A 21,312-nucleotide genomic window follows, 5' to 3' on the forward strand; every position below is an offset into this window, starting at 1 on the left:
GAGAGAACTCTCTTATAAGGAAACTAACACCAGCAACATCCCATACAGCATCCCATTTTTGATGAATCTGTATAGTTATAAGATAAAGTAGATTGTAAAATATCTAAAAAGATAGTTGGTGTCATAATAATATTTTTCTAAATTTTCCCAAAGCATCAATCTGCTCCAAGACATTGCGATCAAAAACTAGTGAGTTTCAAAAAAACAAACTCTAATTCTTAACCTTGATTATATAAAACAAAGGTATCTACATAAAACAAAAAACTCAATACCATAAATATGGTATATTTATAAAAAAAGTCGCTTTATCAAATAAAGCGACTTTTTCATATATTCAAAATTGTTTTGAAATTATCTCACATCTAAAACAAAATAATTTTTCTTGCCTTTTTGCAACAAAATAAACTGATCATTAATTAAATCCCCTTGCGTTAATACAAAGTCTTCGCTAACCTTTTCTCTATTGACTGAAATTGAGTTAGCTTGAAGCGAACGTCTAGCCTCAGCATTTGAAGGTAAAAATCCAGATTTACCAGCTAGAGCGTCTATTATCCCCAATCCTTGTTCTAAATCATCTTTACTAATTTGCGCTTGTGGAACTCCATCAAAAACCTCTAAAAAAGTTTTTGCATCCAGTTGTTTTAAATCTTCAGCTGTTGAGTTTCCAAACAAGATATTAGAAGCTTGAATCGCATTTTGTAATTGCTCTTGACCATGTACCATAGTAGTTACTTCACTTGCTAAGCGTTTTTGAAGTACGCGTAGGTGAGGTGCCTGGTTGTGCTCCTGAATTAAAGTCTCTATTTCATCACGTGAAATGAAAGTGAAAATTTTAATAAAACGTTGCGCATCTTCATCTGATACATTTAACCAATATTGGTAGAACTTATAAGGAGAAGTATATTCAGCCGATAGCCAAATATTACCACCTTCACTCTTACCAAACTTCGTTCCATCTGCCTTAGTAATCAAAGGACAAGTCAACGCGTAAGCTTTCTGGCCTATTGTTCTGCGAATTAATTCGGTACCAGTGGTAATATTACCCCACTGATCCGACCCACCCATTTGCAGGGTAATCTGATTGTTTTGATATAAATGTAAAAAATCATATCCTTGTAATAACTGATAGCAAAACTCTGTAAAAGACATTCCATCTTGGAATTCCCCATTTAGACGCTTTTTCACAGAATCTTTGGCCATCATATAGTTAACTGTGATATGCTTTCCAACTGTACGAATAAACTCTAAAAAAGAGAACTCTTTCATCCAGTCATAATTGTTCACCAACACAGCTGCGTTTTGCGCTCCTGAGTTAAAATCTAAAAAACGACTTAATTGTCCTTTAATAGCATCTTGATTATGACGTAGTGTTGACTCGTCTAACAAATTTCTTTCATTAGACTTACCTGAAGGGTCCCCAACCATTCCAGTTGCCCCTCCAACTAAAGCATACGGTTTATGTCCTGCTAGTTGAAAATGCTTTAACAGCATAACACTTACTAAATGTCCAATATGCAATGAATCCGCAGTTGGGTCTATCCCCACATACGCCATACGCATCTGCTCCAACAAATGTTCTTCAGTGCCTGGCATAACATCGTGGAGCATTCCTCTCCAAGTCACTTCTTCAATAAAATTTTTCATTTAAATAAATTTTACGCAAAGATAGCCTAAAACCCATGCAATTGAAATATTTTTGTGTTGACTTTGGAAAAAACACTATATTTATTCAAAGTACGATTTACCATTGGTAGGTCGGTTTATTTGCTGAGAAATAAAAGCATTCTTTATTTCGAATTATTTATTTTAATTTCTACACTGTAAATTTTTTTATGATATTAGTTACTGGTGCAACCGGACTTGTAGGATCTCATTTGATATTAGCCCTGACCATGGAAAATCAAACTATCAGAGCTATATACCGTGAAAAACAAAACCTAGAGAAAACAAAAAAGCTGTTCATAGCTAAAAATCAAGCCATTCTTTTCAACAGAATTCAATGGGTTCAAGCGGATCTGTTAGATATTCCTAGCTTAGAGCAAGCATTCCAAGATATAACTCATGTGTACCATTGCGCAGCATATATTTCCTTTGATTCCAAAGAAAAAAGAAAAATAAGAAAGGTTAATATTCAAGGTACAGCAAATATTGTAAACTTAGCCATCGATTATAAAATTGAAAAATTATGTTATGTCAGTTCTATCGCTGCTTTAGGAGAAAACATTGATACAAACATAGCCATAGACGAACAAACCCAATGGAATCCTGAAATATATCATAGCCATTACTCCATGTCAAAATATGGAGGCGAGATGGAAGTTTGGAGGGCTACCCAAGAGGGCTTAAAAGTAATTATCATAAATCCGGGTATCATCTTTTCGGATGCTTATCTTAACAGTACAACTAATCAAATTTTTTCCCAATTGGAAAAAGGAATGACATACTATACCAACGGAATAGCAGCTATTGTTTTTATTGATGATGTAATTAAAAGTATGATATATCTAATGCAAAGCGACATTTCCAATAAAAGGTTTGTAATTGTTTCTAACAATGTATCTTACAAAGAATTAATGCAATATTTAGCCAGACAACTAGATTGTAAAACTGTTCCAATCAAAATAGCTGGTACTTTGTTATGCAAATTAGCTTACAATTTAGATGCTATTGTGAGTAAACTTTCTGGCAATCCCCGTAGCTTTACCAGAGATATGGCTATTGCCTCGAACTCAAAGAATTTTTATAGCTCACAGCAAATCAACAAATTGTTACCTACCACCTTACAAGACTACAAAAATTATTTACCCAAAGTAATCGATTTTTATAAAAAAAATAAAAACAAACCCTCTTAAATTAATAAAGCCGCATAATCATTCTTATGCGGCTTTTATAATATTAGCAGTATTAGTTGTTTTTAATATCTTCCTTTTGATAAAGTACTTGTTCTATATTATCGTGACTACTATTACTTTGTATAGAGTCCAACACTGGTGCAGCATCTAATTGACTCTGGATATTAATACTTTTTTCAAAAAGAGAATCCACAATTAATTTTTGTGCATCAATACGTTCAAGAACTTTAGTTTGAATTTCTCGATATACACCCTTATGAAGCTCAATATAATATCTATTGTTTTGTGAAAAAGTTGCGCTATCCACACCATGTTTAGCTAAAATTGACTGCATATCAACCTTTTCAATACTATCTCCACCATAACTATTGAGTCCTTTAATGGAGTAAAATAAGGATATATCATAAAGAATATCTTCCAATTTATCCTTCTCAATAAAATTCTTTGGTTTATCGAGCTTCTTTTCACAAGCCAAAAAAGCAAGTGAAGCCATAATACAGTATAATATCTTTTTCATATCATTCTACTATTTTCGGTCAAACAACAAACGCTGTCCATATCTTTTTTCCTCAAAATTACCTTTATTATAAACTAGGTTACCATTAACAAAAGTATGGGTTATTTCGCTATTAAATTCCTGTCCTTCAAATGGAGACCATCCACATTTATATAAAATATTATTTTTATCTACAACCCATTTAGCCTTTGGATTGACAATCACAATATCTGCATGATATCCAAGTCTGATAAACCCTCTTTTTTCAATTTGAAAAATAATGGCAGGATTATGAGCTGTTTTTTCAACAATCTGCTCAACGGTTAACTTGCCTTGTTGATGTGCTTGAAATAATGAAACCAAAGCGTGTTGTACCAAGGGACCTCCTGATGGAGCTTGTAAATAAGGCTGACTTTTTTCTTGTAATGTATGTGGAGCATGATCGGTAGCTATAACATCTATTCTCCCATCTAACAATGCTTTCCATAATGCATTTTTATCCTCTAGGGATTTAACCGCAGGATTCCATTTTATAAAATTTCCTTTTTCCTTATAATCTTGATCTGTAAACCATAAATGATGAACACATACCTCGGCAGTAATCTTCTTATCTTTCAAAGGAATTGTATTGTCAAACAATTCCGTTTCTTTGGCAGTGGAAACATGAAACACATGTAATCTTGCTCCTGTCTTTTTTGCTAATTCGATCGCTTTTGATGAAGATAAATAACAAGCCTGAGCACTACGAATTACAGGATGACATTCAACAGGAATATCTTGACCGTATTTTTGTATGTGTTTTTCTAAATTAGCTTTAATTGTAGACTCATCCTCAGCGTGAACGGCAATAAGCATATCGGTACTAGAAAATATCTTTTCTAATACTTGTTGATTATCAACCAACATATTCCCTGTTGATGATCCTAAAAACAATTTTATCCCTGCTACATTTCTTGGATTTGTTTTCAAGACCTCTTGTAAGTTATCATTTGTCCCGCCCATCATAAAAGAGTAGTTAGCATAGCTACTTTTACTTGCTATAGCATATTTATCCTCTAAAAGCTCCTGAGTAACAGCGTTTGGCACAGTATTAGGTTGCTCAATGAAAGACGTTATTCCACCAGCGATAGCCGCTCTTGATTCCGATGCAATATCTCCTTTGTGAGTCAAACCTGGTTCACGAAAATGCACCTGATCATCTATCATTCCCGGGATTATATAACAACCCTGCGCATCTATTAACTCGATACCTTTTTGCTGTGGTAAATCTTTTCCAATTTGTGAAATTTTACCATCTTGAATTAAAATATCTCCCTGGTAAATCTCACCCTCATTGACAATTTTTCCGTTTTTAATCAAATAATTGCTCATCCCTATAATCTGTTTAGTAGTTTTCGAATTCGTAAATTTATAACACCAAATATTGCTTCTTTAATTATACTTCCACTCATCTTCGAGGCTCCTCTGGTTCGGTCCGTAAAAATAATAGGTACCTCGGTAATAGGGTATTTTGCACTAAAAACTCGATACTTCATCTCAATTTGAAAAGCATACCCCACAAAACGAATCCGATCCAAATCTATCCCCTTTAAAACCTGATTTGAATAACATACAAATCCCGCAGTTGTATCATGTATCTTCATACCTGTAATCATTCGTACATAAACCGAAGCTCCATAAGAAAGCAATACCCTACTTAAAGGCCAATTTACAACATTTACCCCAGTAATGTATCTCGATCCTATGGCCATCCCATTATTGGCTTTAGCAGCCTGTAGTAATCTTGGAAGATCTTTAGGATTATGTGAAAAATCAGCATCCATTTCAAAGATAAATTCGTAGTTTTTACTTAGTGCCCATTTAAAACCATGCACATAAGCTGTGCCAAGTCCTTGTTTTTCACTTCGCTGTTCTAAAAAAAGACGATCTGGATACTTCACTTGTAAATCAATCACAGCCTGAGCAGTACCATCTGGGGAATTGTCATCAACAATTAAAATATCAAACCTTTGGTTTAAACTAAAAACATCCTGAATAATTAAAAAGATATTCTCTATTTCATTAAAAGTCGGAATAATGACTAATCCTTGGTTCATCTTAATTTTTTTGTTTACAAAAGTAACCTTTTTAGATAAAGTTATAACTTAAAATAGTACACAAACTCAATAGATAGTAAAAAATTAGTAATTTTGCCCACTATATGGAGAATTTAATTTTAATAGAGCGCGTTACCTATAATAAAGATTGGGCCACTTTGCTTTTCTTTATTGGATTCTCTATTGTAGCTGTTAACAAAAACCTATTTGGAGTTCGATTCGCTGAATTCACCAGATTATTACTCTCTGATAAATACCTGAAAATTTACAAAGACAATACCAATGTAAGAAATAGCTTTACTTTATCATTTCTAGCAATACAATTTTTAGCCATTACCTTTTTTATTCAAATATGTTTGAAAGGATATGGATTTATAGAGCGATTAGACTTAATGTCCTTTTTGCAAATCCTCAATTTTCTAGGAACCTTTGTTATAGCTAAATATTTACTGGACAAGATTATTGCCAATGCCTTCCAAATAGAAGAGTTTGCCGACGCGCTAAGTCTGCAAAAAGCTACCTATCGAAACTATTTTGGAGTAATCCTACTTTGCCTTGATGTAATCTTATTTTACAATAACATTAATAACTTAATTGTACTAAACTTACTAATTTTTACGTTAGTAGCCATAAATATATTACTGTATATCGTTTTTATAAAAAACCACCAAAAAGCAATATTAAACAAGTTGTTCTATTTTATTTTGTATCTTTGCACCCTTGAAATAGCTCCCTATTTTTTGCTGTATTTTTGGTTTAAAAATTTTCGAGCATAAATAAGAAACATAACTATGAAAGTGAAAACAATTTTGGTTTCTCAACCAGCACCTAAAGTGGAAAATTCCCCTTACTTTGAGTTAGAGCAAAAATACAAAGTAAAAATCGACTTTAGACCTTTTATACACGTTGAGGGTGTTGAGGCCAAAGAGGTAAGACATCAAAAAATCGATTTAAACAATTTTACTGCTATTATTTTAACCAGTAAAAACTCTGTTGATCATTTCTTTCGAGTTGCTGAGGAGATGCGATATAAAGTTCCGGAAACACTAAAGTATTTTTGTCAATCCGAAGCTGTTGCATATTACTTACAGAAGTATGTAGTTTATAGAAAGAGAAAAATTTATGTAGGGCAAAAGGATTTCGTTGAGCTAGCTCCTTTAATTAAAAAATATAAGGATGAAAAGTTTTTATTACCTGCATCGGATCAATTGAATCATGATGTACCAGCTACATTAAATGACCTAAAAGTAAATTGGACTCCTGGGATTTTCTATCGTACTGTAATGAGCGATTTGTCAGATTTAGCTGATGTAAAATATGACGTGTTAGCATTTTTTAGCCCAACAGGAATAAAATCTTTATTTAAAAATTTTCCTGATTTTAAGCAAGATTCAACACGAATCGCTGTATTTGGCACAACCACTCAAAAGGAGGCCTTAGATAATGATTTACGCATTGACATTATGGCGCCAGCACCTCAAGCACCATCTATGACGATGGCTTTAGAGAAGTATATTCAAAAAGTGAATAAATAAATAAATAAAAAAACCTCTTAATTTTAAGAGGTTTTTTTTTAATAAATAGTTCTTATAATATTATTTTTACTTAGAACCTGTATCAAGAAAAAATAATCACCAATTAAAGACAAATCTTAGACCATTTTCAAGAACTTCACAACTTCTATCACCTTGTCTATATTTTTCAGAATTACTACACCTTAGAGATAGTCAAATAAAAGCAAGTAGTTTCATTAGCAAATCCCTGCTTAACATCTAAATAAAGGGTATTTTGATTGACACAATAAAAATATATCACACACTAAAATCTAAAACATAAACTTACCCACATTGTTATTCCCCTAAAGGCAAAATAACATGAAATATCAGTAAACTATCTGATAAATTGAAGTATAAAAAACATATTTACTGAATTCACTATAAGTTAAAAATTATTCTAAATAGTAAGATTTGTAAAATATTCCTTACATAGAACGCAACTTCTAGTGAATATCTAAATAAAATGTAAAAAAAAACAGTAATAAACTAAAAGCTACTACTGTTTTTTATATCTAATTTTATTTTCCTCAAAAAAGGATTTTAAATTATCTAAAATGTAAATTACAATTTTGGTCCAGCCTCAACAAGTGCTTTACCCTCCTCATTATTAGAATACAACTTGAAGTTTTCAATAAATAAAGCAGCTAAGTCTTTCGCCTTCTCTTCCCATTGTCCTTGATCTTGATAAGTATTACGAGGATCTAAAATATCCTTATTAACTCCTTGTAAATCTACAGGTACTTCAAAATTATATATAGGTACAATTTTTGTTTCTGCTTCCTCAATAGAACCGTCTAAAATTCTATCAATAATTGCGCGAGTATCTTTGATAGAAATACGCTTTCCTGTACCGTTCCAACCAGTATTTACCATGTAAGCTGTGGCGTTATTCTCTTCCATTTTCTTAACTAACTCTTCCCCATATTTTGTAGGATGTAAGGATAAAAAAGCTTTACCAAAACAAGCAGAGAAAGTAGGCTCTGGCTTTGTAACCCCTCTTTCAGTACCAGCTAATTTAGCTGTAAATCCAGATAAGAAATAATATTTGGTTTGCTCTGGAGTCAATTTAGAAACTGGTGGCATCACACCAAAAGCATCGGCTGTAAGAAATATAACTTTTGAGGCAGGTCCAGCTTTTGAAACAGGCTTAACAATATTATCAATATGATCAATAGGATAAGACACACGAGTGTTTTGAGTTACTGACCCATCATTAAAATCAATCTTCCCTTGTTGATCAACTGTAACGTTTTCTAAAAGAGCATCTCGACGAATAGCCCCGTAAATATCAGGTTCGTTTTCTTTTGACAGATTTATTGTTTTAGCATAACAACCTCCCTCAAAATTAAAAACTCCCTCGTCATCCCATCCATGCTCATCATCTCCGATAAGCTCACGTTTAGGATCGGTTGATAAAGTAGTTTTTCCTGTTCCCGACAATCCAAAGAAAACAGCAACATCGCCATCTTTTCCTTTGTTAGCAGAACAATGCATTGCTGCAATCCCTTTTAAAGGCAAATAGTAGTTCATCATAGCGAACATACCCTTTTTCATTTCACCTCCGTACCAAGTTCCACCGATAACTTGCATTTTTTCTGTCAAGTTAAAAGCGATGTAAACCTCTGAATTTAGACCATAATCTTTGTAATTCTTGAACGTACTTTTTGATGCATTCATTACAACAAAATCAGGCTCGCCAAAGTTAGCTAACTCCTCTTTAGTTGGACGAATAAACATGTTAGTAACAAAGTGTGCTTGCCACGCTACTTCCATAATAAAACGAACTTTCAAACGAGTATTTTCATTAGCACCGCAAAAAGCATCTACTACAAAAAGTCTCTTGCCTGATAATTCATCCACCGTATTTTCTTTTAACGCATCCCATGCCTTATTATCAATTGGCTTGTTATCGTTAGGAGACTCTGCGGAATTCCACCAAATAGTATTTTCAGTAATCTGGTCTTTAACAATGTATTTATCCTTAGGAGAACGTCCTGTAAACTCCCCTGTCATAACATTTACGGCTCCTAGTTCTGTAACTACTCCTTTGTCATAACCAGAAAGAGAAGGGTTGGTTTCTTCTTTAAATAAAACATCGTAAGATGGATTATAGATAATCTCTACCACATCTTTAATTCCATATTTTTCGAGTGAAATTGATTCTGAAATATCCATTTTCATTATTTATGTTGTGTATTAATTCTTATGCAAACTTAGAAATAAATTTAAAATATAAATAGATAAATACCTATTTAATAACCTTATTAGATGTAAATGCTTGATAAGCAGCAACTAACCAAGCTATAATAAGAAAAACTCCTCCTATAGGTGTAATTGGACCAATAACAGATAACTTAATGTCAATCAAATCTTTAAATGTTAACAAATAAATTGAGCCACTAAAAAATATAATTCCAACCAAAGTTAGAACAGTTATGGTCTTTTTAACCTTATCACTATATAGGCTAGTTAGCCCTACAAATAAAAGAAATAGAGCGTGATACATCTGATAACGTACCGCTACCTCAAAACTTTCTACCTGAGTGGCTGCAACAATCTTCTTCAGGCCATGTGCCCCAAATGCTCCCAGTATCACAGCTATTGCTCCAATTAATGCAGCAATGCCAACTATTTTTCTTGCCATTAATTTTTCTTTCAAATATACTAATTATTATATGACTTTATAAGTTCTTTTTTTAGATAAAGTTTTATTAAATCCAATAAATCACTAAATTAGTAAAACTCTGTAAACTCACTTATATGCAAAACATTATATTATTAATAGGCGCTGGTAGATCTAGTACATACTTGGTGAAATACTTACTTGAACATGCAAATAAAAACAATTTTAAGCTTTGGGTTGCAGACTATCATATATCCGAATATTTGTCATCTTTAAAAGATGATAAAAATTTAATCCTCTACAACTTATCCGACTTCAAGCAAAACAAACTAGACATATTGATAAAAAAAAGTAATATTGTTATTTCTTTATTACCAGCTAACCTCCATTATCAAATTGCATTAAAATGTTTAGATTACAGTAAAAACTTTGTTACCGCATCTTACACAAGTACTAGGATGAAAGAGTTAGATTTAAAAGTTAAAGAGAAAAACTTAATTTTCTTAAATGAGGTTGGTTTGGATCCAGGTATTGACCACATGAGTACCATGAATCTATTAGAACAACACATACCTGAACAAGCCATAATTTACAGCTATAAATCACATTGTGGGGGTATTTTAAATTCAACCAAAAAAAATAATCTTTGGGACTATAAATTCACATGGAATCCGACAAATGTTATTTTGGCTGGTCAAGGAGAACCAGCATGCTATTTAGACAACGGGCAGATCAAATATCAACCTTATAACAACCTATTTAAAAATGCTTACACATTAGATAATATTCATGGAAGCTTTGAAGTTTACCCCAATAGAGATTCTTTGAAGTACCAGGAGGTGTATGGCCTAACACATGTAAAAACACTACAAAGAACGACCATTAGACGACCAGGGTTTTGCAAAGCTTGGAGTATTTTGATTGATCTAGGACTAACAGACAACTCTTATATGATATCCAACCTCTCAAATACTAGTTTTGCTACTTTTTTTAAAAGGTATATTAAGCAAACGAAATCTTGTAGCCTTAAACAACAAGTAGAAAAAACTATTGGTTATAATATAGATCAAATTACTTGGGATAGAATTCAAGAATTGGAATTATGGACAAATGAACAAATTATTTACCTAGAGCAAGGATCGCCTGCCCAGGTCTTAGAAGCTCTTTTACTGAAAAAATGGAAATTAATGCCCCAGGACAAAGATATGGTTATCATGCATCACCAAATTATTTATCAATTCCAAGGTCACCACTATATGATTCAAGCAACTATGAAGGCTATAGGTAAAGATAAAACACTTACTGCGATGGCTAAAACAGTAGGATTACCAGTTGGCATTGCTACTTTAAAAATTCTAAATGGTTCAATTTCTGATAAAGGAGTTTGTTTACCAACTACAAGAACTATTTATAAACCTATTTTAAAAGAACTTGAATCCTATGAAATTAAGTTTGAAATCACAACAAAGCCTATTTAACCTATCATCGAATTAATTAGAGTTTTTGTGTATTGTTTCTCAGGATTAACATAGAGTAGATCAGCTTCTTGAATTTCAACAATTTTTCCTTTTTCCATAACCATAATCCTATCTGACATATACTTTACCACTGCCAAATCATGAGAAATAAACAAATAGGTAAAACCATAGATTTGCTTTAGTTGATTTAATAAATTCAGGACTTGTGCTTGTACCGATATATCCAAAGCAGAAACAGACTCATCACAAATTATAATCTTTGGTTTTACAGCCAGACTCCTTGCTATGCCAATTCTTTGTCTTTGCCCCCCAGAGAATTCATGTGGATATTTATCTAGCGCACTATCATCAAGACCAACGTCTCTTAAGATTTGACTAACCAATTCCAATTGCTTGTCAAGGGATAAATCATTTTGATGTATTTTAATGGGTTCTAATATAGTTTGTTTTACAGTTAATAAAGGGTTTAAACTAGAATAAGGGTCCTGAAAAATAATTTGGATATCCTTTCTAACTCTCCTTACCTGCTTAGGTGTTAAACTAACAAGGTTTACATCCTTGTATAAGATTTCCCCGGAACTCACCGGAGATAGTTGTAAAATCAAACTACTTAGGGTACTTTTCCCACATCCACTCTCTCCTACTAAACCAAGGGTTTCCCCAGGGTACAGATCAAAAGAAACTTTGTCAACTGCTGTAAAACTAGTGCGTTTAAAAAGTGAACTTTTCTTTATATAATCCTTAGTTACATTAACAACTCTTAAAATAGGTTTTTGCTTATACAAATCCAAATGTGCTTGTTTTCGTTGATCTAATGAAACAACTTTCGTTTTTACGCGATTTAAATAAAAGTCTTCTACGGTAGGTAAAAATTCTAAACGAATATCAAGAGGTGGTTTAGCAGCCATTAAAGCTTTGGTATAATCATTTTTTGAATGATCAAACACTTCACGAGAATCAGCCAATTCTACAACCTTTCCTTTATACATTACCATAACCCGAGCAGCAATACTCTGAACTAAAGAAAGATCGTGGGAAATAAACAAAACACTCATCTTAGTTTTTTTCTGGATTTCCAAAAGCAAATCTATAATCTGTCTCTGAACAGTAACATCTAAGGCTGTAGTGGGCTCATCTGCGATAAGTAATTTTGGATTGCAACTTATAGCCATTGCGATAACCACCCGTTGTTTTTGACCACCTGAAAGTTCATGAGGATATTTTGTATATACCTGGCTTACATCTGGTAAATTAACTTTTTCAAATAATTCTAAAACCCTAGCCTTTATATCTTTTACCTTCATTTGCTTATTATGCAAGGCTATAATCTCGAAAACTTGATCACCACATCGCATCGTTGGATTTAAAGCAGTCATGGGCTCTTGAAAAACCATTGCAATTTGGCTACCTCTAATTTTTCTTAAATCAGAAGGGCTTAACTCTAAAAGGTTATTCCCCTCAAAAGAAATATCACCTTGTACAACTTGTAGACTTCTCCTATCTAAAAGTCCCATTAAAGATAAAGCCGTAATGCTTTTTCCTGATCCACTTTCTCCTACAACTGCCAAAATTTCATTCTCTAAAATATTAAAAGAAACATCCGAAACTAACGACTTCTCGCATGGCGAGTTTCGAAGGGCAATCTCTAAATTTTTAACAACCAATAACTCTTTCTTTTTTGACAATGTAGAATCCATTTTAAAAATATTCAAAACAAAAATAAACCTTTACCTACAAATTTATACAACTTCTAGGCTAAATTAACCTGTTCATACTCTTTTACTAATGTGATTATTGTAGGAGTAGTAGATTTAAATTCACTAAATACCGGACAAGCCACCTTAACTGCGTCTATCCATTCTTTTAAAATAACAATGGAGGCTGGTGAAGTTGGTTTTATAATAACGTCTACTTTTTTAAAGTTTTTTAAATGTACAGAATCTGCTTGCTTTTCATCTAAATGAGCTTTAACCTCAATCTGTATAGATTTCAAATCTAGGTTTAAGGTGTTACCTATTAAATATCCGATAGAATGTAGACTACCAGCTAAACTAGCTAATAACAACTCCTTAGACTCCTTATTTTTACCCCTAACTAATTCTAATCCATCGTCCACTGTAAAAGAAAAGTTCTCTGTTTTAACCGCAAACTGTCTTTTTCTAGCCGAAAAACCTAACACTTTAATTACTTTGTTTTCCATCTTTTTTTGATTTTTTAATTTTTTTTTAAAATAAAAAGGTCCTTTTGGTTAAATAGCTACCAAAAGGACCTTAGAAAATACTTACACTTTATTTTACTTGTAATTCTTTACTTAATCGGATATTGGCAACCACATAATACTTTGGGTGTGCTTAATAAGCATACCTAAAGTTAGTTTGGACATACAATAAATATTTCTTGAACTACAATTCATCTTTTTAATTCTTAAACAAAAAAAGCCTCTGTTTAAATCTAACAGAGGCTATCTTATATATTATGTATAATTTAATTTTTGAACTATTCTATATACAATACACCTCCGTATCCCTTCTTAAGGGACATAATTGAATATTTACAGGTATTTTTTATAGAATGTAACTGCATCTTTGTTATTTGATATACATCAAAACTAATGATTTTTTTAACTGAGAAATCCTTCATGAATATTATTTAACATTTATTTAACACATCTTGATATCATATCATTTACTTCATCGATATATACAAAAAGATCTTGACTATGAGGGTTATCTGATGTCTCGATACCTTTCTTATGTCCTAAGCGTACAATAATTAAATCATTTTCAGGGTCAACTATTACAAACTGACCTAAATGCCCTCGCATATAAAAGTAATTAATTCCTTTGTATTCAAGTAACCACCATCCGATTCCATACTCTGGACTTGAATCAAAATGCTTTGTTAAAGATGCTGCAACATAACTACTATCAAGTATAACTTGATTATTCCATTTTCCATACTGCTTGTAAAGTTTACCAAAACGGGCAAAATCTCTAGCGTTACTTGTAAAACAACAAAAACCCTTTTCCATGGAATTCGCCCCATGATGATCTACCTGCCAAAAAGCAGGATTCTCAGCACCCATTGGCTTCCAAAAATATTTACTTACGTATTCAGAAAGACTTTGATTAGTAGCTTTTTGCAAAACCATAACCAGTAATTGAGTATCTCCGCTTTTATACACAAACTCTTGTCCTGGTTGCGTAACTATAGGTTGACGCAACATAACCTTTGGTAAATCTTTATCAAAATATGCTCTAGTAGTTACTGAAAATGGACTATAATAAAGCTCGTCCCACTTTAAACCCGAAGACATCCAAGCTAAGTCACCAATCGTAACTTCGGAAGAAAATTCCCCTTGTAAATCGGGAAGAAAATCAATCACTTTTTGATCTAAACTTTCTATTTCTCCGTTATTCAAGGCCTTACCAAGGGCGGCTGTTACAATACTTTTAGCCATAGAAAAGGAATTTGAATAAGATCCTTTTTCATAATCATCATAATAAGCCTCGTGCCAGATACTATCTTGTTTTATCACCAAAAAAGCGACACTTTGCAATTCACCATGCGTCCTATTGAGCCTATCCGAAGGCTTTACTTTATTGTAGTACTTAGAATAGGGCCAAGGTTGGGTAAGGGTATCATTTTCAACTTCTTTAAAAGGCAAATACTTATAATCCTGCAAAAATGCGGTTGAATGTCCCTTGAGTAACGTTGTATTTATAGCGGTCCATAAATAGGATAAGTTTAAAAAATATCCCAACAAACCAATAACTATTATACCTACGATAATTTTAATAAAAAGCTTCATATCAGAAATATATTATATAAACATAATGTATAATTATAACAAATACTATATACTTGTTTTGTTTTGTGAGCTATATATTTAAAATTATCTTTGTCTTACTCAATACTAAAATAAATATCATGCATTTTATATCATCTGAATTAGAAAATTATGCCCAATTGCACTCTGAAAATGAGCCTGATTTATTAACGAAACTAGATATAGAAACACATCAGAAGATCTTACAACCAAGAATGTTAAGTGGACATTTTCAAGGTAGACTCTTAAGCTTAATTTCAAAACTTATCAATCCTGAAAACGTCTTGGAAATAGGTACATTTACAGGATATGCTACACTTTGTCTAGCAGAAGGCCTAAAGCCTTCCGGTAGTATAGATACCATTGACATCAAAGAAGAGCTAGTTGATTTTCAACGAAAATATTTCGATCTTTCCAAATACGGTAATCAAATAACACAACACCTTGGCAGTGCTATAGACATTATACCTACTTTAAATAAAAAGTATGACCTAGTATTTATAGATGCAGACAAACCTAATTATGAAAATTATTTTCATCTTATCATTGATAAAATGAATAAAGGAGGAGTAATTTTATCGGACAATGTACTGTGGTCTGGTAAGGTGCTTGAAGTTATTAAAGCAAATGACAAAAGCACTTTGGCTATAGATAATTATAATAAACTTTTGAAGGAAGATCCTAGAGTCGAAACTGTATTACTTCCTATTAGAGATGGGTTAACTATATCAAGAGTAAAATAAGCTTAATAAGATTTAACTACACTACTTTGGGCTGAGGAATATCTTCTTCAGCCTATTGGTAAAATCAATTTACCATATTTAATTAAACAAAGCGCACAGATCAAAAGATTTCTTTAATTGAGTTTAACAATTCAAATCACAAACCCGGTAAACTAAACTAGTTAAGAGTCATTCTATATGATTAGTTACCAAAACACTTTACTTCCCGACAAAGTATACTATACTGCTATAACTATTTAAAATTCTACTTATTCTATTTTTGCTTCTATAGATACATGAAGTATTCACAAATCCTTTTAGAGTATCCTCTACCATAAATTCGATTTTAATAGGATGCAACCATTAAACAGAACATTACATTAATTAATAAACAAAAGAGAAAGAATTGTTAGTTATATTTACCTATACAAAGACAAAATGTAATTTTTGAAAATAGGATAGTGCTACCCCGCTGTACTCCCTACAGATTCTCCAGCTACTAAGCCCATATAATTAATCATTTTAAACTCAAATTACCCAAAGAATATCTTAAAACCAAAGATATAAACTTACTGTATTTTTTAATGTTCTTAAATTTCAATTAAAACATCTTTTTTGCATGATTAGTCATGCATAAGATACTTTTTTTCAATATATAGGTATAATTGATACCAAATCAGACCAAAACATACCCCTACAAGTACTCCCACTAGAATATCCCCAGGAAAGTGCAAGGCTAAATAGATACGACTATATGCGAATATTAAAGGAAAAACAAACACCAAAAAGGCATATTTATAATATTTACGCAATATCAAAAACAAAAATGTCATCGTAGCAGTCGAATTCGAAGCATGCCCCGAGAAAAAACTCAATGAGTCACTACATCTAATTATTCGCAATAAGTGTTTTATATCATCTGTATTACAAGGTCTTGCACGTTGACTACTCCATTTTACCAAATTGGTAAACTGATCAGTTACTGTAATTAATAAAGCAAGGAGTAACAAAATAACACCCAAGGTCTTTAGACTTACTTTTTTAAATACTGCATACAGCAAAACAAGAAAAAAAGGTATCCAATTTAATTGCTTAGTTATAAATAACCAAAAACTGTCGAAAGATGTGCTACCTAAATTATTAAAAAAAATTAATAGTTCTTTGTCTAACTTTATAATTGTTTCTAACATTAAGGTAATCGTTTTATTGGTCCAGTTATATTCTCAAAGTCTTCTTTTTGCTTGTTAATTTCCTCTTTTATATCCTTCACTGGATTAATATCAACATCAAAAGCTTCTTTTATTTCATCTGTTATACCAGCCTGCTCGACATTTTTATTAATCTCGTGCTTAATATCATTGGTAGCATTTTTAACCTGAGCCATAAATTTTCCAAACGTACGCGCCATTTCTGGCACTTTATCAGATCCGAATAACATAAGAATTATTAATAAAATAAAAAATAACTCTCCTCCGCCTATACCAAACATACTTATTTAATTTATAACATTGTAGACCACAAATCTACAAAGTTTATTGTTTTTATTCACTATAAAATTTAATACTCTTTCAAATTTTATTCAACCTTAGGTATGTGTTGCTCACTTTCACTCTTTAAATCAATAAGCTCAATAAAATCTAGAGCCAATTCACCAAGCCTAGATTTAACTTTATCTTTTTCAAAAGTCTCACCACTTAGAAGAACCGACATCTGAGCATCACCAGATGCATAATAACCAAACCCTTGTGCATAATCAACAGGAATAGAAAACTCATTGTATAGGTACTCGGCATCAAAGAAATTTAAAATTTTCTCCTTCTTCATTTCCTGCTTTTCATAGGCTAATGCCTGCTTTAATAATTTGGTACGTCCGGAAATCATATTAACAATTGCATCAACCGAGATAATCCCACCACCTTTAGTTGCGGTATAAAGTCGCTTTTCGGCGTTAGATAATCGTTTGGTCCCTTTGGGAACTAATCCTAAGGATTCTGAAGTTATCTTAGTGATAACAATCTCATCGAGCTCCGTATAGAATTCATTCCTCTCTAATGGTATAAGAATAATATCTCTATTTAAGTCCTCACTACTTAATGCATGTTGATATCCAACAAAAGAAGCTCCTGAAAACATTAATGTATCCCCTTTTCTTGCAGAAATAGTAAAATAACCACCCCTTTGACTCATAGTAGAGCTCCCGGCACTAATATTGGCGATATACACCCCTTGTAAATCTTTTATACGAGAAACAATCTTGCCCTGAATGGAGTAACGAGTCTGCCCCATAACGCTAATTCCTATTAGCAAGGTGAAAATTATCCAGCTTAATTTCATAAATATACTCTAGGTCTTTGAGGTAAAAGTATCTCATAATAAGAGATATAAAAATTTTCTTTACTCAAACTTATGTTAAAACTCAATAACATAACTATCTATCTATATTTATATTGTATTATTTAACATATAATTCAGTAATACATCAAATTGCATCTCTGTAAAAATTAAAACGTTAAACTTCTATTTTCTTTGCTTAATATCAATAAGAAAATTAATTTAGAGCCTTGTTAAAATAAAAAACATGAAGAAAATACTTATAGCAAGTACCTCTACTTTATTTCAAGGAGAATATTTAGACTACCTTTTACCCACATTAGAGAAACACTTTGAAAAAGCAGAAGTTATTCTGTTCATACCCTATGCTCGACCAAGTGGAATCACACATGAGCAGTATACCCTTAAAGTAGCACAAGCTTTTAGTAAGATAAACAAAACTGTGGTTGGTTTACATCAGTTTGATGATCCCATAGAAGCAATTAACAACGCACAGGGTATCTTTACTGGAGGAGGAAATACATTTTTACTTGTAAAACAGCTATATCACAACAAGGTTATCTCGGCAATTATAGATACAGTAAACAATGGAACACCCTATCTAGGTTGTAGTGCAGGAAGCAACATTTGTGGCTTAACAATGGAAACGACAAATGACATGCCTATTGTGTACCCTCCTAGTTTTAAAACTTTTGGATTTGTCCCTTTCAATATAAATCCCCACTACCTAGATCCTTTACCAGACTCACAACACATGGGAGAAACAAGAGAGACAAGGATTAACGAATTCCACACACTTAACTCCCAACCTGTCGTTGGTCTAAGAGAGGGTAGCTGGCTAGAGGTAACTCAAGACAATATCTTATTAAAAGGAAATCTTCCTGCTAGAATTTTTACACAAAACAATAAACCATATGAACTTGACCCAGGCTCTAGTTTAAAAAATTTAAAATAAAAAAATCCTCTTTAAGAATCTTAAAGAGGATTTTTTTTATTTAATACACATCATAAAAAAAGCCTAAGATATCTTAGGCTTTGGAGCGGAAGACGAGGCTCGAACTCGCGACAACCAGCTTGGAAGGCTGGAGCTCTACCAACTGAGCTACTTCCGCAGATAATGATATTTGAAAACTACCATCAAGTTTTTTTAGAGCGGAAGACGAGGCTCGAACTCGCGACAACCAGCTTGGAAGGCTGGAGCTCTACCAACTGAGCTACTTCCGCAGATAATGATATTTTAAAACTACCATCAAGTTTTTTTAGAGCGGAAGACGAGGCTCGAACTCGCGACAACCAGCTTGGAAGGCTGGAGCTCTACCAACTGAGCTACTTCCGCAGATAATGATATTTTAAAACTACCATCAAGTTTTTTTAGAGCGGAAGACGAGGCTCGAACTCGCGACAACCAGCTTGGAAGGCTGGAGCTCTACCAACTGAGCTACTTCCGCTTTTGAGATTGCAAATATAACGCATTTTTTAATTTTTATCCAAAAAAAAAAAGTAATTTTTCTACCCTCACTCTGCCTCTTTTCTTTCTATCAGTAAATCAATACAATGCATGGAAACTAAAAAAACGAAAAAATATAAATTTTAACATATTCTATTCAAAGAAAGCTAAAAAATTAGGTTCATTTTGTTTTGAATATTGCGAACTAACTTTATCTTTGTTTATATAATCTTACAGTAGAAAATGCAAAAAATAGATCCAGAAATATTACAACTTTTTCAAGACTATTGCTCTCATTACGAGCTAGTTTACAGGTTTTCGCCTTTAACTGCACAAGTATATACTTATATTACTTTTGTTAACAATAAGGATGGGGTCACTTTCGACGAACTTGTTGAAAAGCTCAATACAAGTAAAAGTTCAGTTTCCACTAGTATCCATCTACTACTATCAAGTAACTTAATAGAACAATTCAACAAGATTGATGAACGCAAACGCTTTTTCAGGCTAAATCAAGACTATGTTACTAAACGACTAACAATGATTAGAGACATACTAATTAAAGAAAAAGAGTTAGGAACCAAATTGCGTAATCTACAAGATAGAGGATTAGTAAATACACAGTGCTGTAAAGCTACCAATGATTTATATCTAGAACATTTAGAAAAAAGTAAAATACAATTAACACAAACAATAGAAAAATTAAAAAGCACAAATTAAGTAATTATATGAAACGTTATTTTCACACTATCGTTCTTGCATCCTTAGCGATTAGCATAACATCATGCGATAAAAAAGCGCCTCAAGCTGCACGCGGTGCTGCACCTTATAAGGTTATTGAAGTGCCCTCACAAAATGTTACAGCTTACAGTTCATTCCCTACTACATTACAAGGAAAAGTGAACAGTAATGTAAGACCAAAGGTAACTGGATACATAGAGGAACTTTATGTGGATGAAGGCGCAATGGTAAAAAAAGGACAACCTTTATTTAGAATTGAGACTAATATTTTAACACAAAATGCAGATGCAGCAAAAGCGGCTATTTTAACAGCCGAAGCTCAAGTGAATGTTGCTCAAGTAAATGTTGACAAACTAATTCCATTAGTCCAAAAAGGAATAATCAGTAATGTAGAACTTGAAACCGCTCAAGCCACCTTGGCAAGTGCGAAAAGTCAACACGCAAGCGCGAAGGCTAATTATCAATCAATTATAGCGAATATTGATTTTGCAGTGGTTAGAAGTCCTATTGACGGACGTGTTGGTGCTATCAATTACCGTACTGGATCATTAGTAAGTCCATCGGACCCTATGCCTTTAACTGTTGTTTCTGATGAATCAGAGTTGTTTGCCTATTATGCAATGACAGAAAAAGAATATTTCCAATTCTTAGAAAAAACACCAGGAACTACGTTAAAAGAAAAATTAGCCAATCTACCTGAGGTGGATTTAATTTTAGCTAATGGCCAACGTTATTTACATAAGGGTAAAATTGAAACAATCACAGGTCAAGTAAATATACAAACTGGAACCGTACAAGTGCGAGCTTCTTTTCCAAACGCAGAAGGTCTGTTAAGTAATGGAAACAGTGGTAATTTATTATTACCTCACGAATATAAAGACGTATTAGTAGTTCCTCAATCCGCTACTTTTGAACAACAAGGACAAACCTTCGTATACAAAGTAGAAAATGATACAGCTAAAGCAACTTTAATCAATGTGGTAGATAACGTAAACAACCTTTCAATTGTTGATCAAGGAGTTACAAAAGGCCAAGTAATTATTGGTACTGGACTAGGTACTCTTAGAAGCGGGACTGCAATTACACCACAACCAGTTGATTTTAAATCTATAAACGAAGCTATTAAACAATCTTTCTAAGC

The 21,312-nt window shown here is 32.7% G+C and carries 20 protein-coding genes and 4 tRNA genes; 8 read left to right on the plus strand and 16 right to left on the minus strand.

What is annotated here, in order from left to right; all coding sequences use genetic code 11:
- Nucleotides 1–351: 351 nt before the first annotated feature.
- Nucleotides 352–1,644, minus strand: coding sequence for a tyrosine--tRNA ligase (gene tyrS, locus ACYSNV_RS06770; RefSeq protein ID WP_461761808.1), 1,293 nt, complete (start codon nucleotides 1,642–1,644; stop codon nucleotides 352–354).
- A gap of 188 nt (nucleotides 1,645–1,832) precedes the next feature.
- Between tyrS and ACYSNV_RS06775 the strand changes: the two genes are divergently transcribed.
- Complete coding sequence (locus tag ACYSNV_RS06775) at nucleotides 1,833–2,852, plus strand: NAD-dependent epimerase/dehydratase family protein (RefSeq protein ID WP_461761809.1); 1,020 nt, start codon at nucleotides 1,833–1,835, stop codon at nucleotides 2,850–2,852.
- A gap of 52 nt (nucleotides 2,853–2,904) precedes the next feature.
- Here the strand turns inward: ACYSNV_RS06775 and ACYSNV_RS06780 are convergent, their stop codons facing one another.
- From ACYSNV_RS06780 to ACYSNV_RS06790, 3 genes are read right to left on the minus strand one after another with little or no spacing between them, the layout of a single operon-like run.
- Complete coding sequence (locus ACYSNV_RS06780; protein WP_461761810.1) at nucleotides 2,905–3,369, minus strand: DUF4296 domain-containing protein; 465 nt, start codon at nucleotides 3,367–3,369, stop codon at nucleotides 2,905–2,907.
- Between the two features lie 9 nt (nucleotides 3,370–3,378).
- The gene (locus tag ACYSNV_RS06785) at nucleotides 3,379–4,719 is read right to left on the minus strand and encodes a dihydroorotase (protein WP_461761811.1); all 1,341 of its coding nucleotides are present in this window, start codon (nucleotides 4,717–4,719) and stop codon (nucleotides 3,379–3,381) included.
- A 2-nt stretch (nucleotides 4,720–4,721) separates the two neighbouring features.
- Nucleotides 4,722–5,444, minus strand: coding sequence for a polyprenol monophosphomannose synthase (locus tag ACYSNV_RS06790; protein WP_461761812.1), 723 nt, complete (start codon nucleotides 5,442–5,444; stop codon nucleotides 4,722–4,724).
- Between the two features lie 104 nt (nucleotides 5,445–5,548).
- On the opposite strand from ACYSNV_RS06790, the gene ACYSNV_RS06795 reads away from it, so the two are divergent.
- Both ACYSNV_RS06795 and ACYSNV_RS06800 read left to right on the plus strand, forming a co-directional pair.
- Complete coding sequence (locus ACYSNV_RS06795; protein WP_461761813.1) at nucleotides 5,549–6,220, plus strand: DUF4271 domain-containing protein; 672 nt, start codon at nucleotides 5,549–5,551, stop codon at nucleotides 6,218–6,220.
- A 15-nt stretch (nucleotides 6,221–6,235) separates the two neighbouring features.
- Nucleotides 6,236–6,979 carry a uroporphyrinogen-III synthase gene (locus ACYSNV_RS06800; RefSeq protein ID WP_461761814.1) on the plus strand — a complete coding sequence of 248 codons (744 nt, stop codon included), beginning with the start codon at nucleotides 6,236–6,238 and terminating at the stop codon, nucleotides 6,977–6,979.
- A gap of 582 nt (nucleotides 6,980–7,561) precedes the next feature.
- On the opposite strand, the gene pckA is transcribed toward ACYSNV_RS06800, so the two are convergent.
- Together pckA and ACYSNV_RS06810 are read right to left on the minus strand one after the other, a co-directional pair.
- On the minus strand, nucleotides 7,562–9,175 hold the full coding sequence (gene pckA, locus ACYSNV_RS06805; RefSeq protein ID WP_461761815.1) for a phosphoenolpyruvate carboxykinase (ATP): 1,614 nt from the start codon (nucleotides 9,173–9,175) through the stop codon (nucleotides 7,562–7,564).
- A gap of 73 nt (nucleotides 9,176–9,248) precedes the next feature.
- Entirely contained in the window at nucleotides 9,249–9,644 is a 396-nt protein-coding gene (locus tag ACYSNV_RS06810) for a DUF423 domain-containing protein (RefSeq protein ID WP_461761816.1), read from the minus strand.
- 116 nt (nucleotides 9,645–9,760) lie between these two features.
- Here ACYSNV_RS06810 and ACYSNV_RS06815 point away from each other — a divergent pair, with 116 nt between their 5' ends.
- Complete coding sequence (locus ACYSNV_RS06815; RefSeq protein ID WP_461761817.1) at nucleotides 9,761–11,101, plus strand: saccharopine dehydrogenase C-terminal domain-containing protein; 1,341 nt, start codon at nucleotides 9,761–9,763, stop codon at nucleotides 11,099–11,101.
- On the opposite strand, the gene ACYSNV_RS06820 is transcribed toward ACYSNV_RS06815, so the two are convergent.
- The 3 genes from ACYSNV_RS06820 to ACYSNV_RS06830 all read right to left on the minus strand — a co-directional run bounded on the left by ACYSNV_RS06820 (nucleotide 11,098) and on the right by ACYSNV_RS06830 (nucleotide 14,912).
- Complete coding sequence (locus ACYSNV_RS06820; RefSeq protein ID WP_461761818.1) at nucleotides 11,098–12,798, minus strand: dipeptide ABC transporter ATP-binding protein; 1,701 nt, start codon at nucleotides 12,796–12,798, stop codon at nucleotides 11,098–11,100. The genes ACYSNV_RS06815 and ACYSNV_RS06820 overlap by 4 nt on opposite strands.
- Nucleotides 12,799–12,851: 53 nt before the next feature.
- The gene (locus tag ACYSNV_RS06825; RefSeq protein WP_461761819.1) at nucleotides 12,852–13,301 is read right to left on the minus strand and encodes an OsmC family protein; all 450 of its coding nucleotides are present in this window, start codon (nucleotides 13,299–13,301) and stop codon (nucleotides 12,852–12,854) included.
- Nucleotides 13,302–13,757: 456 nt separating this feature from the next.
- On the minus strand, nucleotides 13,758–14,912 hold the full coding sequence (locus ACYSNV_RS06830; RefSeq protein ID WP_461761820.1) for a serine hydrolase domain-containing protein: 1,155 nt from the start codon (nucleotides 14,910–14,912) through the stop codon (nucleotides 13,758–13,760).
- A gap of 119 nt (nucleotides 14,913–15,031) precedes the next feature.
- On the opposite strand from ACYSNV_RS06830, the gene ACYSNV_RS06835 reads away from it, so the two are divergent.
- Nucleotides 15,032–15,673, plus strand: a complete 642-nt coding sequence (locus ACYSNV_RS06835; RefSeq protein ID WP_461761821.1) for an O-methyltransferase — start codon at nucleotides 15,032–15,034, stop codon at nucleotides 15,671–15,673.
- A 602-nt stretch (nucleotides 15,674–16,275) separates the two neighbouring features.
- Here ACYSNV_RS06835 and ACYSNV_RS06840 read toward each other — a convergent pair.
- The 3 genes from ACYSNV_RS06840 to ACYSNV_RS06850 all read right to left on the minus strand — a co-directional run bounded on the left by ACYSNV_RS06840 (nucleotide 16,276) and on the right by ACYSNV_RS06850 (nucleotide 17,986).
- Nucleotides 16,276–16,842 (minus strand): phosphatase PAP2 family protein, encoded by a 567-nt coding sequence (locus ACYSNV_RS06840; RefSeq protein ID WP_461761822.1) that lies wholly within the window; start codon nucleotides 16,840–16,842, stop codon nucleotides 16,276–16,278.
- On the minus strand, nucleotides 16,842–17,141 hold the full coding sequence (locus ACYSNV_RS06845; RefSeq protein ID WP_461761823.1) for a Sec-independent protein translocase subunit TatA/TatB: 300 nt from the start codon (nucleotides 17,139–17,141) through the stop codon (nucleotides 16,842–16,844). Before ACYSNV_RS06845 ends, ACYSNV_RS06840 begins: the two co-directional genes overlap by 1 nt.
- Nucleotides 17,142–17,227: 86 nt before the next feature.
- A complete protein-coding gene (locus ACYSNV_RS06850) occupies nucleotides 17,228–17,986 on the minus strand; it encodes a hypothetical protein (RefSeq protein WP_461761824.1) in 759 nt (252 codons plus the stop codon).
- A 244-nt stretch (nucleotides 17,987–18,230) separates the two neighbouring features.
- On the opposite strand from ACYSNV_RS06850, the gene pepE reads away from it, so the two are divergent.
- Nucleotides 18,231–18,938 carry a dipeptidase PepE gene (gene pepE, locus ACYSNV_RS06855; protein WP_461761825.1) on the plus strand — a complete coding sequence of 236 codons (708 nt, stop codon included), beginning with the start codon at nucleotides 18,231–18,233 and terminating at the stop codon, nucleotides 18,936–18,938.
- A gap of 81 nt (nucleotides 18,939–19,019) precedes the next feature.
- Here the strand turns inward: pepE and ACYSNV_RS06860 are convergent.
- The 4 genes from ACYSNV_RS06860 to ACYSNV_RS06875 all read right to left on the minus strand — a co-directional run bounded on the left by ACYSNV_RS06860 (nucleotide 19,020) and on the right by ACYSNV_RS06875 (nucleotide 19,431).
- Nucleotides 19,020–19,095: transfer RNA gene (locus ACYSNV_RS06860), tRNA-Gly, on the minus strand.
- A 39-nt stretch (nucleotides 19,096–19,134) separates the two neighbouring features.
- Nucleotides 19,135–19,207, minus strand: a tRNA-Gly gene (locus ACYSNV_RS06865).
- Nucleotides 19,208–19,246: 39 nt separating this feature from the next.
- Nucleotides 19,247–19,319 (minus strand) — tRNA-Gly (locus tag ACYSNV_RS06870).
- A gap of 39 nt (nucleotides 19,320–19,358) precedes the next feature.
- Nucleotides 19,359–19,431 (minus strand) — tRNA-Gly (locus ACYSNV_RS06875).
- Between the two features lie 242 nt (nucleotides 19,432–19,673).
- Here ACYSNV_RS06875 and ACYSNV_RS06880 point away from each other — a divergent pair.
- On the plus strand, nucleotides 19,674–20,150 hold the full coding sequence (locus ACYSNV_RS06880) for a GbsR/MarR family transcriptional regulator (protein WP_461761826.1): 477 nt from the start codon (nucleotides 19,674–19,676) through the stop codon (nucleotides 20,148–20,150).
- A gap of 8 nt (nucleotides 20,151–20,158) precedes the next feature.
- Nucleotides 20,159–21,310, plus strand: coding sequence for an efflux RND transporter periplasmic adaptor subunit (locus ACYSNV_RS06885; RefSeq protein WP_461761827.1), 1,152 nt, complete (start codon nucleotides 20,159–20,161; stop codon nucleotides 21,308–21,310).
- Nucleotides 21,311–21,312: the final 2 nt, after the last annotated feature.

The sequence above is a fragment of the Myroides sp. LJL119 genome, from assembly GCF_054871605.1.

Excerpts from the sequence above, each read along its gene's own strand:
- tyrS (WP_461761808.1), bottom strand. The coding sequence starts at position 1,644 with ATGAAAAATTTTATTGAAGAAGTGACTTGGAGAGGAATGCTCCACGAT.
- ACYSNV_RS06775 (WP_461761809.1), top strand. The coding sequence starts at position 1,833 with ATGATATTAGTTACTGGTGCAACCGGACTTGTAGGATCTCATTTGATA.
- ACYSNV_RS06780 (WP_461761810.1), bottom strand. The coding sequence starts at position 3,369 with ATGAAAAAGATATTATACTGTATTATGGCTTCACTTGCTTTTTTGGCT.
- ACYSNV_RS06785 (WP_461761811.1), bottom strand. The coding sequence starts at position 4,719 with ATGAGCAATTATTTGATTAAAAACGGAAAAATTGTCAATGAGGGTGAG.
- ACYSNV_RS06790 (WP_461761812.1), bottom strand. The coding sequence starts at position 5,444 with ATGAACCAAGGATTAGTCATTATTCCGACTTTTAATGAAATAGAGAAT.
- ACYSNV_RS06795 (WP_461761813.1), top strand. The coding sequence starts at position 5,549 with ATGGAGAATTTAATTTTAATAGAGCGCGTTACCTATAATAAAGATTGG.
- ACYSNV_RS06800 (WP_461761814.1), top strand. The coding sequence starts at position 6,236 with ATGAAAGTGAAAACAATTTTGGTTTCTCAACCAGCACCTAAAGTGGAA.
- pckA (WP_461761815.1), bottom strand. The coding sequence starts at position 9,175 with ATGGATATTTCAGAATCAATTTCACTCGAAAAATATGGAATTAAAGAT.
- ACYSNV_RS06810 (WP_461761816.1), bottom strand. The coding sequence starts at position 9,644 with ATGGCAAGAAAAATAGTTGGCATTGCTGCATTAATTGGAGCAATAGCT.
- ACYSNV_RS06815 (WP_461761817.1), top strand. The coding sequence starts at position 9,761 with ATGCAAAACATTATATTATTAATAGGCGCTGGTAGATCTAGTACATAC.
- ACYSNV_RS06820 (WP_461761818.1), bottom strand. The coding sequence starts at position 12,798 with ATGGATTCTACATTGTCAAAAAAGAAAGAGTTATTGGTTGTTAAAAAT.
- ACYSNV_RS06825 (WP_461761819.1), bottom strand. The coding sequence starts at position 13,301 with ATGGAAAACAAAGTAATTAAAGTGTTAGGTTTTTCGGCTAGAAAAAGA.
- ACYSNV_RS06830 (WP_461761820.1), bottom strand. The coding sequence starts at position 14,912 with ATGAAGCTTTTTATTAAAATTATCGTAGGTATAATAGTTATTGGTTTG.
- ACYSNV_RS06835 (WP_461761821.1), top strand. The coding sequence starts at position 15,032 with ATGCATTTTATATCATCTGAATTAGAAAATTATGCCCAATTGCACTCT.
- ACYSNV_RS06840 (WP_461761822.1), bottom strand. The coding sequence starts at position 16,842 with ATGTTAGAAACAATTATAAAGTTAGACAAAGAACTATTAATTTTTTTT.
- ACYSNV_RS06845 (WP_461761823.1), bottom strand. The coding sequence starts at position 17,141 with ATGTTTGGTATAGGCGGAGGAGAGTTATTTTTTATTTTATTAATAATT.
- ACYSNV_RS06850 (WP_461761824.1), bottom strand. The coding sequence starts at position 17,986 with ATGAAATTAAGCTGGATAATTTTCACCTTGCTAATAGGAATTAGCGTT.
- pepE (WP_461761825.1), top strand. The coding sequence starts at position 18,231 with ATGAAGAAAATACTTATAGCAAGTACCTCTACTTTATTTCAAGGAGAA.
- ACYSNV_RS06880 (WP_461761826.1), top strand. The coding sequence starts at position 19,674 with ATGCAAAAAATAGATCCAGAAATATTACAACTTTTTCAAGACTATTGC.
- ACYSNV_RS06885 (WP_461761827.1), top strand. The coding sequence starts at position 20,159 with ATGAAACGTTATTTTCACACTATCGTTCTTGCATCCTTAGCGATTAGC.